The 13,877-nt window shown below is 24.3% G+C and carries 19 protein-coding genes and 4 tRNA genes; 9 read left to right on the top strand and 14 right to left on the bottom strand.

Going from position 1 to position 13,877, the window contains the following annotated elements; translation table 4 throughout:
* Window positions 1-27 precede the first annotated feature (27 nt).
* Genes AAHM85_RS00760 through AAHM85_RS00775 form a run of 4 tightly spaced genes read right to left on the bottom strand, consistent with a single transcriptional unit; the run spans window position 28 to window position 1,839 of the window.
* Window positions 28-270: a transposase gene (locus AAHM85_RS00760; RefSeq protein WP_342260603.1), complete on the bottom strand. Its 243-nt coding sequence runs from the start codon at window positions 268-270 to the stop codon at window positions 28-30.
* Between the two features lie 5 nt (window positions 271-275).
* Window positions 276-770 (bottom strand): transposase family protein, encoded by a 495-nt coding sequence (locus AAHM85_RS00765; protein ID WP_342260487.1) that lies wholly within the window; start codon window positions 768-770, stop codon window positions 276-278.
* A 4-nt stretch (window positions 771-774) separates the two neighbouring features.
* On the bottom strand, window positions 775-1,122 hold the full coding sequence (locus AAHM85_RS00770) for a transposase family protein (protein ID WP_342260604.1): 348 nt from the start codon (window positions 1,120-1,122) through the stop codon (window positions 775-777).
* Window positions 1,123-1,182: 60 nt separating this feature from the next.
* Window positions 1,183-1,839: an IS1595 family transposase gene (locus AAHM85_RS00775; protein ID WP_342260605.1), complete on the bottom strand. Its 657-nt coding sequence runs from the start codon at window positions 1,837-1,839 to the stop codon at window positions 1,183-1,185.
* A gap of 155 nt (window positions 1,840-1,994) precedes the next feature.
* Between AAHM85_RS00775 and AAHM85_RS00780 the strand changes: the two genes are divergently transcribed.
* Together AAHM85_RS00780 and AAHM85_RS00785 are read left to right on the top strand one after the other, a co-directional pair.
* Window positions 1,995-2,267 carry a hypothetical protein gene (locus tag AAHM85_RS00780; RefSeq protein ID WP_342260606.1) on the top strand — a complete coding sequence of 91 codons (273 nt, stop codon included), beginning with the start codon at window positions 1,995-1,997 and terminating at the stop codon, window positions 2,265-2,267.
* A gap of 84 nt (window positions 2,268-2,351) precedes the next feature.
* Window positions 2,352-3,632, top strand: a complete 1,281-nt coding sequence (locus AAHM85_RS00785; protein ID WP_342260607.1) for an IS3 family transposase — start codon at window positions 2,352-2,354, stop codon at window positions 3,630-3,632.
* 168 nt (window positions 3,633-3,800) lie between these two features.
* Here the strand turns inward: AAHM85_RS00785 and AAHM85_RS00790 are convergent, their stop codons facing one another.
* Both AAHM85_RS00790 and AAHM85_RS00795 read right to left on the bottom strand, forming a co-directional pair.
* Window positions 3,801-3,953, bottom strand: coding sequence for a hypothetical protein (locus AAHM85_RS00790; protein ID WP_342260608.1), 153 nt, complete (start codon window positions 3,951-3,953; stop codon window positions 3,801-3,803).
* A 70-nt stretch (window positions 3,954-4,023) separates the two neighbouring features.
* A complete protein-coding gene (locus AAHM85_RS00795) occupies window positions 4,024-4,851 on the bottom strand; it encodes a Cof-type HAD-IIB family hydrolase (protein WP_342260609.1) in 828 nt (275 codons plus the stop codon).
* Window positions 4,852-5,065: 214 nt separating this feature from the next.
* Between AAHM85_RS00795 and AAHM85_RS00800 the strand changes: the two genes are divergently transcribed.
* Window positions 5,066-5,413 carry a transposase family protein gene (locus tag AAHM85_RS00800; protein ID WP_342260488.1) on the top strand — a complete coding sequence of 116 codons (348 nt, stop codon included), beginning with the start codon at window positions 5,066-5,068 and terminating at the stop codon, window positions 5,411-5,413.
* A gap of 4 nt (window positions 5,414-5,417) precedes the next feature.
* Window positions 5,418-5,912: a transposase family protein gene (locus tag AAHM85_RS00805; protein ID WP_342260610.1), complete on the top strand. Its 495-nt coding sequence runs from the start codon at window positions 5,418-5,420 to the stop codon at window positions 5,910-5,912.
* 37 nt (window positions 5,913-5,949) lie between these two features.
* Here the strand turns inward: AAHM85_RS00805 and AAHM85_RS00810 are convergent.
* From AAHM85_RS00810 to AAHM85_RS00825, 4 genes are all read right to left on the bottom strand, one after another.
* Window positions 5,950-6,034 (bottom strand) — tRNA-Leu (locus AAHM85_RS00810).
* A 5-nt stretch (window positions 6,035-6,039) separates the two neighbouring features.
* A tRNA-Lys gene (locus tag AAHM85_RS00815) sits at window positions 6,040-6,115 on the bottom strand.
* Between the two features lie 56 nt (window positions 6,116-6,171).
* Window positions 6,172-6,246 (bottom strand) — tRNA-Glu (locus tag AAHM85_RS00820).
* A 24-nt stretch (window positions 6,247-6,270) separates the two neighbouring features.
* Window positions 6,271-6,345: transfer RNA gene (locus AAHM85_RS00825), tRNA-Asn, on the bottom strand.
* Between the two features lie 244 nt (window positions 6,346-6,589).
* Between AAHM85_RS00825 and AAHM85_RS00830 the strand changes: the two genes are divergently transcribed.
* The gene (locus tag AAHM85_RS00830) at window positions 6,590-7,753 is read left to right on the top strand and encodes a hypothetical protein (RefSeq protein ID WP_342260611.1); all 1,164 of its coding nucleotides are present in this window, start codon (window positions 6,590-6,592) and stop codon (window positions 7,751-7,753) included.
* Window positions 7,754-7,811: 58 nt separating this feature from the next.
* A complete protein-coding gene (locus tag AAHM85_RS00835) occupies window positions 7,812-8,972 on the top strand; it encodes a hypothetical protein (RefSeq protein WP_342260612.1) in 1,161 nt (386 codons plus the stop codon).
* Between the two features lie 124 nt (window positions 8,973-9,096).
* Here AAHM85_RS00835 and AAHM85_RS00840 read toward each other — a convergent pair whose 3' ends face one another.
* A complete protein-coding gene (locus AAHM85_RS00840; RefSeq protein ID WP_342260613.1) occupies window positions 9,097-9,288 on the bottom strand; it encodes a hypothetical protein in 192 nt (63 codons plus the stop codon).
* On the opposite strand from AAHM85_RS00840, the gene AAHM85_RS00845 reads away from it, so the two are divergent.
* Window positions 9,270-10,059 (top strand): IS5 family transposase gene (locus AAHM85_RS00845; RefSeq protein ID WP_342260614.1). Its coding sequence is split into 2 segments (ribosomal slippage): window positions 9,270-9,530 and window positions 9,532-10,059, totalling 789 coding nucleotides; the frame shifts between segments, so codons are not numbered across the junction. The genes AAHM85_RS00840 and AAHM85_RS00845 overlap by 19 nt on opposite strands.
* Here the strand turns inward: AAHM85_RS00845 and AAHM85_RS00850 are convergent.
* Window positions 10,045-10,296 (bottom strand): hypothetical protein, encoded by a 252-nt coding sequence (locus AAHM85_RS00850; protein WP_342260615.1) that lies wholly within the window; start codon window positions 10,294-10,296, stop codon window positions 10,045-10,047. The two genes, AAHM85_RS00845 and AAHM85_RS00850, sit on opposite strands and share 15 nt — an antisense overlap.
* 172 nt (window positions 10,297-10,468) lie before the next feature.
* Between AAHM85_RS00850 and AAHM85_RS00855 the strand changes: the two genes are divergently transcribed.
* Together AAHM85_RS00855 and AAHM85_RS00860 are read left to right on the top strand one after the other, a co-directional pair.
* On the top strand, window positions 10,469-10,885 hold the full coding sequence (locus AAHM85_RS00855; RefSeq protein WP_342260616.1) for a hypothetical protein: 417 nt from the start codon (window positions 10,469-10,471) through the stop codon (window positions 10,883-10,885).
* The gene (locus tag AAHM85_RS00860) at window positions 10,846-11,046 is read left to right on the top strand and encodes a transposase (RefSeq protein WP_342260617.1); all 201 of its coding nucleotides are present in this window, start codon (window positions 10,846-10,848) and stop codon (window positions 11,044-11,046) included. Before AAHM85_RS00855 ends, AAHM85_RS00860 begins: the two co-directional genes overlap by 40 nt.
* 326 nt (window positions 11,047-11,372) lie before the next feature.
* Here the strand turns inward: AAHM85_RS00860 and AAHM85_RS00865 are convergent, their stop codons facing one another.
* A complete protein-coding gene (locus tag AAHM85_RS00865) occupies window positions 11,373-12,227 on the bottom strand; it encodes a bifunctional 5,10-methylenetetrahydrofolate dehydrogenase/5,10-methenyltetrahydrofolate cyclohydrolase (RefSeq protein WP_342260618.1) in 855 nt (284 codons plus the stop codon).
* A gap of 21 nt (window positions 12,228-12,248) precedes the next feature.
* Complete coding sequence (locus tag AAHM85_RS00870) at window positions 12,249-13,736, bottom strand: TrkH family potassium uptake protein (RefSeq protein ID WP_342261682.1); 1,488 nt, start codon at window positions 13,734-13,736, stop codon at window positions 12,249-12,251.
* Window positions 13,737-13,877 lie beyond the last annotated feature (141 nt).

Here is a 13,877-nt window from a genome sequence, read left to right on the forward strand (position 1 = left end):
CGGAATTTTACGCTTATTGGTTAACACTTAATTCTTAATAAATAATTTAATTATGATATTTTTAAATGTGATTTTTTCTTTACGGTTATTATATTTAAAACAAAATTCATTTAAATAAGATTGGAGTCATTTTTTTGAAACTCAATGAAATTGGCCGATAAAACCTCTTTTTAATATTGCTCAAAAACTTTCTATTGTATTTGTATGAATACCATTATAAGAAAAATATTTTTTGTGATTAACTTGTTCATGTGGTAAAATTTTATTCATTAGACTTACTGCATAACGTTTTTAAGTTTTAATGATAAATTATAAAATCCTGCAATTAAATTAAATCTTAAAAATATTCGTTTTCTGGCTTTTCTAAATTTATAACCAATAATCTTAAAACATTTTAAAAATGCAAAAACATGTTCAATTTTTCTACGAGTTTTATTAATAATCTTATTAAAGATTTTGGTTTTATTTGTTTTAGGATTATTTTTGCTAATTTTAATGGGTAAAAATGTATTAGCATGAATTTTTTGTAAACCTTGATAACCTTTATCTGCAAGAATTATAGTTTCTGGTAAAAACTTTAACTTTGAATTCTTAAAAGTTTTAAAATCATGATTTTTACCAATATCAGAAAAAATATTTAAAATTTCATTAGTATTTGCATTAATTACGGTTTGAAACTTAACAGTATGCATTCATTTTTTACCAGAAAATCAATCTTTTTGGTTATATTTTGGTCGTTCTGTTTCTACCTCTGTTACATCAATTATCAAAATTTTATTTTTTAATTCTTCTTTTTAAAAAAATATTTTTATTTGTTAAATTATTAAACTTATTATTCTTTATTAAAATATCTTCAATTGAACGAATATTTCGTAAAGTAGTAGTATCAACCATACCATACTCAGCACCAATACTATGATATGTACGATTTTCATATAAATATCTTAAACTCATTACTAGTCGATCTTCTATTGACATTTTATATGGCCTTCAACCAATAGTAGTTTTGAGTTTTTGATGTTCTAATAAAATATTTAAAATTTCGTTAAAAACGAGTTTATTAATACCCACTATTTTACGAAAATATTGATCAGATTTATCTTTTAATTCAAAATATGTCATAAAGTTTATCCTTAACTATTCAAATTTTATTTTAATAATAACAAAAAAATAAAAAGTTAACTAGTTATGCAGTAAGTCTATTTTATAATATCCACGATATTCATCAGTAAAAAGAATAGAATTGTTAATATCAACATTTTCTTTAACTATTTTCATTAAATCTTCAGATTTAATACTTTTATTTTTTGCATGAAATAATTTAACATTACCATTTCGTTCAATAATGCCAACAACACACTCTTTACTAGTTCCTCTACCACGTAATGAGTTATTTTTATTATCAACATCATTATATTTACGCGGTTTTCCACCCACATATGTTTCATCCATCTCTAATATTTTTGCTAATAATTTAATCTCATCATTAGCCATTGCCTTTCTAATTTTATGCATCATTTTTCATACAGTTGCTAAACGTAAATTTAAGTCTCTTGAAGCTTGAGATGATGATAAACTTTTTTTAGCATTAGCCATTAATACTATTAAAATAAATCACTTTTGAAGTGGTACACGTGTATGATGAAAAATAGTTTGAGCAGTTACACTAAAAGACTTATGACATTTTTTGCATTTATAACGCGACTCTTTTAAAACAGAGTTAACTTTTTCACTAAAACAAAAAAGACATTTTGGTTTGTTATTTCATCTTATTTCTTCTAAAAATTTTATACAAGATTCTTGGTTTGGAAATTTATTTATTATGTCTAAAATATTCATTTTCAATCTCCTTTAATTAGATTTTATTTTACTAATATCTAATTATAGTTTTCAGAAATAATAATGTATATAAGTTATTGCCAATAAACGTAAAATTCCGTAAATTAATAATAAATAAAAAAGTACTTTAATTATTTTTAAAAGGGGAAATTAAAATGGCTAGACAAAATAAAGAAAAGAAAGTAGAAGTTGATCAAAAGATATCTATTTTACAGGAAATGATACGTATTATAGAAGAAAAAAATAATGTTGAACCAAAGCCTGATGAAAAGTTGATTAGAATTAATCAACTTATAATTGATGATTATAAGAACAAACTTTCTCTATTAGTAAAAGAAAGAAAAAATAATGATTGAGAAACAATTAATTTAGAAGATATTGATAAACCATCTACAAGTCAAAATAAATGATGTTTACCAAAAATATAAAACTGGCATCAGTCACTTAAGTTTACCAATTAATATTTTCAATCTGTAATATAATTAAAAATAATTAATACAGAAGGAGAAATTATGAATTATAAAGTTTATTCAAAAGAAACAAAATTAGCCGTTGTTAATGAGTATTTAGTTGATAAAAAACTAAAAATACATGAAATTCAAGTCAAATATAAATTATCAACTCCAGTATTAATTTATAATTGGGTTAACCAATATCAAATTAAAGGTGAAAATGCATTCACCAAAATTTCTAAATCCCAAACTTCTCACAGGATCGATAAGAAAGATATTGAAATTAAACTATTAAACAAAGAAATTGATAAACTTAGAAAACAAGCTTTAAAAGATGAGGTTGAAAAAGAACTTTTAAAGGAGCAATTAGCCTGTGAAAAGAAATTAACAAGGGGAAAAAATAGTAAATTATTAAAATATAAGTGTTTTTTAATAGTAGAAAAATATAAGCAAAAAGGTCATCAATTAAATAAAATTATTCTTTACATAGCTATTAGCAAAACAGCATACTATTTATGAGTAAAAAAAGGTAAAAAGCAATATCAATCAAAAATTAATGATAATTTGATACAAGCAATAAACAAAATAGTTCTCATTAAAAATGAAAAAAAGTACATTAATATCACTAGTTTTGAAAAAGTAAGATTAGAGTTAAAAATAAAAAATAAAGGTCTTAAATGCAGTAAAACAAGCATAAAACAAATATTAAAAGATAATAATATTAAATTATTATTAGAACCTAAATCAACAAATAGAGTAGTAGAAAATAGTGATTTAAAAAATAATAAAGATTTATTAAAACGTAATTTTTCAAGTAATAACTTTCTTGAAAAAGTTGGTATGGATGGCACATGATTTAAAAATATAATTATTGGTGATAAAAAAACAAAATTATTAGTTGTTTTTGCTACTGATATGTACAGTAATTCAATTGTTGGCTGAAAAATAAACAAAAGTGAAAATGCCAAAACTGTGTTAAATGTGGTTAATCAAATAGAATTAGCGAGTGCTAAACAATGTAATTTTACGACTATTCAATCAGATTTAGGTTCTGCTAATACAAGCGAAATTGTTAGTAAAGTTTTTAATACAAGTACTAATCTAATTCATTCAAAAAGTCTATCAGGTTTTAAAGGTAATCAAGTTAGTGAATGTTTAAATCGTTGAATTAAAAGAGATTTTAAAATGATGTTTGGTAGCACTTTTGAAAGTATGGAAAGTTTTAATAAAATATTAGAAAAATTTGTTAGATATTGAAACAATGATAGAATAGTTATTAGATTGAAAATGCCTCCAAATCAATTTGTACAGATTTGAAGACAAGAAAGTAAACTTATCTAACCAATGCCACTTACCTTTCTCTATAACCCTACTAGGTAAGTGTTTTGATTATACTTTATCATTGTTGATTTGTATAGTAGTTTTAGTATTTTTTTAAAATTTAAATATTTTTTATATTTAAAAGAGTTAGATTTAAAATCTAACTCTTTTAAGCAATTATCTGTCTATCTATTTGTTTTTAGGATTTTCTTCAGCATTAGCTCATAATGCTGCTGCTTTTCCAAAAGCCTCAGTGTGTTTTAATTCTGGGTGTTCTGCTTTAACTTTTGGCAATGTAGTTTTCATAAAAATATTAAAAACAGTAGGTTTTTTTGCTACCATATTTTCCTTCTCCTTTCACTTTTCTTATACTATTATTATAATATATTTTAATTATTAGTGTGTTAATAAACTATAAGAGTATATTTTTAAAAACATAATTATTAATAATATATCCAACTCCGTGCTCATCATTATTTGGAGCAATAATTTTACCATATGGTTTTAAAGCAATATTAGCATTTTCCATTACTATTGGATGACCAGATACTTCAAACATTGGTAAATCATTAAATCCATCACCAATTGTTAATGCATCTTTAGTGTCAATATTTAAATGATTACATAATCATTGTAGTGCTGAACCTTTATTAATGTTTTTATTACCAATTGAAAAAACATTTGTATGATATTGAACAATGGTTAAATCTGGAAAGTTAGTTTCAAAATTATTAATGAATTTTGTAATTTCATTAGCATTTCAATATTTTTCTAAAATAACCATTACTTTTGAGATTGACATTTTAATATCAGAACTATTAGTTAACTTAATAATTTTAATTTGCAGATTTTCAACTCATGTACTTCAACTATTAGCTGCATGGTTAACATACAAAGTATCAATACTATTAAAATGTAAAATCATCTGTTTATTATATTTGGTTAATCATTCATAAAGTTTAATTGTTGTTTCTGAATTTAATTGTTGTAAATAAATTCATTTTTGTTTAGTATATGATCAAATTTCAGCGCCATCATTACCAATAATATAACCATCATATTTTTCAGCATTAATCATTTTACCGACACGAATAGCATTTTCACCATATCTACCGGTATTAATTACAACTTTAATATTATTTTTTTGAGCTTTTAAACAAGCATTAAGATTAATTTCACTTAAGGCACTGCCACTATCAAATAAAGTACCATCTACATCAGTAAAAATTATTTTTACCATCAATCATTTCCTGCTTTCTTTTTTCTTTTATTTTATTAATATTATAAAGATAAAATAATAAAATACTATATATTTCCATAGAATAAAATTTCTTAAATTAAAATAAAAATTTCAAAAAAAGAAAAAACCTTTAATAGACTTACTGCATAACTAGTTAACTTTTTATTTTTTTGTTATTATTAAAATAAAATTTGAATAGTTAAGGATAAACTTTATGACATATTTTGAATTAAAAGATAAATCTGATCAATATTTTCGTAAAATAGTGGGTATTAATAAACTCGTTTTTAACGAAATTTTAAATATTTTATTAGAACATCAAAAACTCAAAACTACTATTGGTGGAAGGCCATATAAAATGTCAATAGAAGATCGACTAGTAATGAGTTTAAGATATTTATATGAAAATCGTACATATCATAGTATTGGTGCTGAGTATGGTATGGTTGATACTACTGCTTTACGAAATATTCGTTCAATTGAAGATATTTTAATAAAGAATAATAAGTTTAATAATTTAACAAATAAAAATATTTTTTTAAAAAGAAGAATTAAAAAATAAAATTTTGATAATTGATGTAACAGAGGTAGAAACAGAACTACCAAAATATAACCAAAAAGATTGATTTTCTGGTAAAAAATGAATGCATACTGTTAAGTTTCAAACCGTAATTAATGCAAATACTAATGAAATTTTAAATATTTTTTCTGATATTGGTAAAAATTATGATTTTAAAACTTTTAAGAATTCAAAGTTAAAGTTTTTACCAGAAACTATAATTCTTGCAGATAAAGGTTATCAAGGTTTACAAAAAATTCATGCTAATACATTTTTACCCATTAAAATTAGCAAAAATAATCCTAAAACAAATAAAACCAAAATCTTTAATAAGATTATTAATAAAACTCGTAGAAAAATTGAACATGTTTTTGCATTTTTAAAATGTTTTAAGATTATTGGTTATAAATTTAGAAAAGCCAGAAAACGAATATTTTTAAGATTTAATTTAATTGCAGGATTTTATAATTTATCATTAAAACTTAAAAACGTTATGCAGTAAGTCTAATGAAAAACATAAAGGTTAACAAAATAATGTATGGTGCGGAACAAGGGACTTGAACCCTCATGCCTTTCGGCGCCAGAGCCTAAATCTGGTGCGTCTGCCAGTTTCGCCAATTCCGCATTTTTGGTGTCCCGTATAGGCCTCGAACCTACAACCCTCAGATTAAGAGTCTGATGCTCTGCCAATTGAGCTAACGAGACATCTAGGGGAATAAAAAACAAGTAATTATAATACTTGCAGTCTAAATATTAATTAATGGTGACTCGTACGGGGATCGAACCCGTAATGTAGGAATGAAAATCCTATGTGTTTACCAATTCACCAACGAGCCGTAGAAAACAAGAGTTTAGAATAATGGCGCCCAGTATAGGATTTGAACCTATGACACTTCGATTAACAGTCGAATGCTCTGCCGCTGAGCTAACCGGGCATTTACTAAACCTTAATTATTATATTGAAGAAAAGTATAATTTGCAATAACTAATAATGTTTTTTTTATTTTTTTCTTGATTACGGCAATATATATATTCTTAATCAATTTTTTAAAATTAAATATAATAATAACTTAATTATTATTTGTAATAATGAACACTATTAATGTTAAAAATAATTAGAAAGAAGTAAACATAGAAATCATGTAGAATTACATTATTAATATAAAGGGGTTTTAATTTATGAAGTTATTATTAGCAACATTAAGTTTTTTGACATTTGGAACAACTGTAGGAACTTTTGGAAATGTATTAAGTACGAATCTAAGCAAAATAAATAATAGTATTAAACAAACTTATACTATAATTCCTAATTCATTTAGTTTGAAAAGTGAATTAAAAAAAGAAAAAATGAATACTGATGATATTGATATTGATATGTTAGATGGAATGACAAAGGCTATTATTCGTTATATGCCAGATACAACAAATTTACCATTTTTAGTTAAAGAGGTTAATTTGGTTTGACTAAGTAATGATATTAGTCAAATAATAACTAAAAAAGCATTACCTTATAGTAAAAGTTTTGAAAAAAACGGAATAGTTGATAAAGATTTAATTTTAGAAGCAATTAATATTATGAATTGTACTAAGTTTTCTAATAATGATTTAGATGTACTGATTAATCAAGATAATAAAAATGTTTCTTTAATAGCAAAAAGTAATAGTCACTTTCAAGGGAAAATAGATATTTTAAATAAGCCAGTAGATTTTTCGGATATTTTTTATGAACAAAATCTTGGAAAAATTTATTTTAATACTGATATGTATGAAAAAAGCACAATCTTAGATCCAACAAGTCAATTTGGGAGATTTGCAACAGTTATGGAATATTTAGGAAATCGTAATAAATTAATAAAATTTTATGAAAATGAGATTACATCTGCTTTAACTAGTTCAGCATTAAAAATATATAAGTTAAGTTTTCCCAATTTTAATAATGAAGGAAAAATTGAATTTAGTTTTGTAATTGAAAATATTATGAATTATTCATCATTTAAAGCAAGCTTTTTACCATTACCAACAGAAAATAATCGAGTTTTTATTAACTACCAAGGTAAACAACCAAAAAATGATGAAGAAATTGACGTTAAGTTAGAAGGATTATATACAGAAAATAATAAAAATAAATTATTTTATGATATTGTAGTAAAAACATTTGGTAAAAAATATGCTGATAAGTATAAAGAAATTTTATATAATGAATTTTTTATTGAAGATTTTAATAAAAAATTAAAAACTGCAAAAATAACTCCTAAACCAGGATCAAAAATATTTGCTTTTTCAACAAAAATATCAGAAAGTTATACAGAAATCCCTTATTATAAGTTAAATATTTCATGATAACATAATTAAGTTAATATAAATCCCTAATTATTTAAATATATATTCAGGAGATAAAGTTATGAGAAAAATAATTAGATTTTTTTTAAATTATATTTTGGTTAGTGCAACAACAGTAAATGTTATTGCTTGTAGGTGAGGTTGTACTAATAATGATTATGATTTAGCTGATGAAAATGAGCAAGATATTTCTGGTAATTATATTGTTCCTGATATCAATAAGAGAATTAATAAAGTAGTAAGTGATCGCATAAATTTTATTGAAGGTGAAGATGCTGCCAGTTTAAAACAATGATATTTAAAAAATCCGCAAAATTGATTTAATAAAACTAGTAAAAAATTAAACTTTGTTACTAATTTAGAAGAAAAAATTCAATATCAGGCAAAAAAAGAGTCAATTAATGAATTTAACTTATTAGCAAATAATAAGAGTAATTTTACAGATTTTTCTGATTTACAAAATCAAATTAATACTACTAATCTTGGCAAAACTTATACAAATGTTAATTGGGATACATTAATTAATTCATCTAGAATAAATGCTACTGAAAAAGCAGAGATAAAAGATAAATTAGTTCGATTTTATAATATATTTACACAAATTTATGGTAAAAAAAATGTTCTTAAACTTTTATATCGAGTGGCTAAAATTAATAAAAATGGTTTATTTGCTTTTGTTAAATCTGGTTATGCTTATGATTCACAATTTCAAAATTATTCATTAGTTCAAGTTATGGCAATAAATCCAAATTCTCTTAGTAAAAGAACTCAATATTGGCAATATGTTAGTGGTTATAAAGCTTCAAAAAGTATTATTAGAACAATTGTTCATGAATATGGTCATGCTTTAGGTTCTTTTATTCGTTTAAATTTTCAAGGAAAACAAAGAATAAATTCACTTGCAGATAATGATCGTAGTAAATGATGAAATAATTATTTTAATTCATCTTATTTATTAAAAAATAATCTGGAAAAAAGAGAAATAAATGATGAAACTAATTATATGATTTCATCATTAGCAAATGGTACAAAAATTAACGATCCAATTTATCAAAAACTTTTAGCATATGGTATTGTTAGAAGTGAATATGGTCGAGAATCACACTTTGATTTATTTGCCGAAGCTTTTGATCAATGAATAGATACCGAAGAAAGTCAACGTAATATTGCATGAGAAAAATTAGATAATTTTTTTAGAATTGATTTACCTAAAATATTATAAAATAAAAATATGAAGTAGAAATTTGAGTTTAGTTTAATACAAGAAAAATAAAATTATGTTATTAAAACAATAAGAACTTATATGAAATAAGTCTTATTGTAAGCATTATTTCATATAATAAGTTTTATAATGTTCTTTCATTATCTTTAATTTTACTGTTTAAAGTTTTATTATTTAAATTATAATTATTTATTTCTTTTGGATTAAAAGTTTTTATTTCTTCTTTTCTTAGAACCTGTTTAGAATCTTTTAGAGAATAAGGTAAAATTACTATATATTTTAAAATAAGAGGTATGTATGCATAAAAATTATCCAAGTCATATCACTAAAGAACAATTTGAGAACATAAGATTAATTTTAGAAAATGTCAAAAAGAAAACAAAACTAAGAAATTTAGATTTATATGAAGTATTTTGTGCAGTTTTATATGTATTAAAAAGTGGTTGTCAATGAAGAATGTTACCAAAAAATTTTCCAAAATGACAAACTGTATATTATTATTTTCAAATTTGAAGTAAAAATAATGGTAAAGAACCTAGCATATGACAATTAATTTTAAAAAAAATTAGTTAGAAAAGTTCGTATCAATAATCATCGAAAAGAAAAAATCAGTTTTTGTATAATTGATTCACAAAGTGTTAAAAATACAGATACTACTAAAAACAAAGGTTATGATGCTGGTAAAAAGATTTCAAGAATAAAATGTCATATTGCTCTTGATTCTCAAGGTTTACTACATGCAATTTACGTAACTACAACAGAAAAAACAGATCGTAATAGTGCTATAATAATGATTCAAAATGAAAAAGAAAATCTTTCTACAGTTCAAAAAATAATAGTAGATGCTGGTTATACTGGTGAAAAATTTGCTTCTGCAATCAAAACAATTATAAATGCGAATGTTGAAGTTGTAAAACGTAATGAATTACATTCTTTTGTAGTATTACCAAAAAGATGAGTTGTAAAGCGAAGTTTTGCTTGATTAGAAAAATGTAGAAGATTATGAAAAAATTGTGAAAGAAAATTAAATACTAGTTTACAAATGGTTGTTCTTTCCTTTATTTCAATTTTATTAAAAAGATTCTAAACAGGTTCTTAGATAACACGTTTTAAGAATTTTTTCAAATTCTAGTTTATTATTTATTATTTTTCTTGTTTCATTTAATTGTTTACCTATAAAATTTAAACGTTCTTCATTGTAGGGTTTTAATTTTCTTGATTCAAACTCTTCTTGATAAATATTGTGATAGTCTTGTAAGTCACTTGAATCCATAATTCTTGCTTGTCCGATAATATATTTTAAAGGGTTACTATCAAAAAACATAGATTCAGCAGCAAATCCAGCTAAATCAATTCGTAATAAGGTATATAAGTCATTATCACTTATATTTTTAACGGACTTCTCTCCACATGTACATGTGGAGAGAACAATGAAACTGAATGAGTTCAACAATGCTTTTCAAACTGAACAGTAATGTCTTGCATATATAGCAAATTTGAAAGAAAACAAATGTATTAGGTGTTCTAGTTTTAATTTGAATACTTCTGATTTAAAAAGAATAAGATGTTTGAAATGTAATCAAACATTTAGTATTCTCACGGGTACCATATTTTCAAGGTCACAAACATCTTTAAGATCATGATTTTACCTCATCTTTAGATGAATAAACACCAAACATGGAATTCCGTTAACTGATGTTTCAAAAGAATTGGGAGTGACCTTAAAAACAGCATGGAGAATGGGTCATAAAATTAGAACACTTATTGCAAAACAAGAACCTCAATTTATTGTTGAAGGCACAGTGCAAATTGATGAAATGTATCTTTCACATATGGCTTTTAAAAAACAAGGAAGATCTTTGAAAATAAAACATTGATTGTTGGCATTTATGAAAAAACAACTAATAATTTAATTGTGAAAGTATTGAAAAATGCAAAGAGTAAAAGTCTTTTGAATTTTGCAAGAAGCCACATTTCTTCAAAATATCATGTATATACTGATGATTGAAAAGGATATTGCGATTTTAAATTGGTTTTCCCAAAACATAAAACAATTAACCATCTTGATGGTTAATTTTCAAAAACTGGTGTAAATACCAATCAAATTGAATCAGTTTGAAAACATATAAGAAGAACATTTAAAACACATATCAAAGTTGCAAAATATCATGTTTATTTATATGCCAAAGAAGCTGCATATAAATTCAACAAGATACCTAGTTTTGAAATTGTAATGCTGTGTTTAATTTAAAAATGTGGGGAGAAGTCCGTAGATACGCTTTTCTCAGCGTTTATGTGATAAAATTAAAAAATAGTACATAAAGGAAGAAAAGCGTTATTTTTTCAATATTATTTAATCTTTTCTTAATCCAATTTTTCTTTAACATTTAATTTTCCAATTTAATTATATTTATTATTTAATTGATAACAAATCATTAAATTTTCTAATAACATGGCAATAGTCATTGGTCCAACACCACCAGGCATAGGAGTAATTGCTGAAGCAGTATTTTTCATTGTTTCAAAATTAATGTCACCAACAACTTTTTTTTCTTTACCTTGATAATTAATTGCTATATCAATAATAACAACACCACGTTTAACTTGATTATTATTAATAATATTATAGACACCAGTAGCACTACAAATGATATCAGCTTCTTTAGTATAAAGAGTTAAGTCTTTAGTTAATTTATGAACAATGCTAACAGTTGCTCCCATATTAGTTAATGATAAAGCCAATGGTTTACCAACAATATTACTATCATTAATGATAGTAATATTTTGTTTATAAATGGGAATTTGATAATGATTTAGTAATTTTAAAATACCTTTTACTGTACAAGGCAACATTGCTTTTTTATCACCTTGTAATAATCTGCCAGCATTAATATTCGTTAAACCATCAACATCTTTATTAATAGTAATGCTATTAATAATTACTAATGTATCTAAATGTTTTGGTAGTGGTAATTGTACTAAAATTCCATCAATATTATTGTCACTATTTAATTGTTCAATTTTACTAATTATTTCTTTTTGCGTTACTGTTGTTGATAGCGAAAATACTTGTTCATCAATATCACATTCTTGACATGATTTAATTTTAGTTCGTACGTACATTTGTGATGCTAAATCTTCACCAACAATTATTACTGCTAGTTTAGGTTTACGATTAGTAATAGTTGTTACTTGCGATTTAATTTTTGCTTTAATTTGCTGGGCAATTATTTTACCATCTAAAATTTTTATCATATGTGTTCACCATTTCTTAATTTATCCAATTAATACGTTTTCTTCAACTCTACTTATCGTTGGTTTTGATTTACGATCACTTCAAGCAAGAACAGTAGTTGATACTCCTAATTGTCCCACAAACATGACAAAAATTAAACTAAGTTGACTAAAAATACCTAATTTGGAATTATCAAATAATGAAAGTCCTGTTGTTCCAAAAGCACTTGAAACATCAAAAATTACTTGTGCAAAGGTCATATAAGAATTATCTGTTATAAAAACATTTTCAATTGTGATAATCATTACTGATACAAAAACTAAAATAAAACCAAGTGTACCGACTATAAATGACATACGAACAGTTTGATTAGGAATTTTACGCTTGAATACAAAAACATCATTACGGCCACGTGCAATATTAAAAATTGTTAAAAGAATAATTGCTAAAGTTGTCGTTCTAATTCCTCCGGCAGTACTTGCTGGTGAAGAACCAATTCACATCATTAATGATTGGATCATTTGTGAGGCAAGGTGAAATTTATTTAAGTCAACCGTATAGTATCCAGCATTTCTTGTTGACATTGTATTAAAAAAAACAGCCATAATTGCATCAGATGTCGATAAATTTTTAAAAATGGGCTCTTGCCTTGACAGAGTTATGACATTACGTGAAAAATATTCAATAAACATGACACTACTAACACCCAATATTGCAACTAAAAAATATGTTATTAATGTTAGTTTAGTAAATAAACTAAATCTAAATTTTTTACCATGAGTTTTATTTTTAATTCAATGATATAAATCATAATAAACGGGAAAACCAATACCACCAATTACAAATTCAATAATAAAAATTCACTGCACAAAATAATCACTCTGAAAAGGTTCTAATGAAGTTATGCCAACTATATCAAATCCAGCATTATTAACGGCAGAAATTGAGTGGAAAATTCCCGATCATAGTGCTAATAGTATGTGATTATAGTAACCTGTATTATTGTTTAGACCATATTCTATTCCTGAAATAGGCACAAAATAAAAATATAAAAATAAAACAATTGCTCCTAAAAACTCAGTAATTGTCATAACAATAATACCAATTTTTAATACATCAATAGTTGTTCCTAATTTATTAGAACCACGTTCACCTTGCATTAGTAATCTTTCTCTTAAACTAGTATGTCGATTAAATATAAACAAGGATAATACTGCTAGTTTAACTGTAATTAAACCAATACCGCCAAATTTAATTAAAATTAAAATAATAAATTGCCCAAAGAAAGTAAAGTCATTAGCAGTGCTTTTTACTGTTAAACCAGTATCAGAAAACGCACTACTAGCAGTAAAAAGGGCAGGCAAAAAGTTTCATTGTCCTTTTGTTGTGGCAATTGGTGTCATTAAAAGTATTGTTCCAACTAATAAAGTGAAAAAATATAAATTAAACATTTGTCGGGGACGAGTTTTACCAACAAAAATAATTTTAAAAATATTTTTTACACTACGATAATTAACCTTAGATAGCATCAAAAAAACTCCTAAAATAACATTTTCTTTTATTATTATACTATACTATAGTCATTTCTATTAAATATTAGTTTTAAATTTAAAATACCAATATTTTAAGAATTAGTTTATAATTTAATATAATATGTACATATTTAAGTA

The organism is Spiroplasma endosymbiont of Notiophilus biguttatus, from assembly GCF_964030985.1.
GTDB lineage: Bacteria > Bacillota_I > Bacilli_A > Mycoplasmatales > VBWQ01 > Spiroplasma_E > Spiroplasma_E ixodetis_A.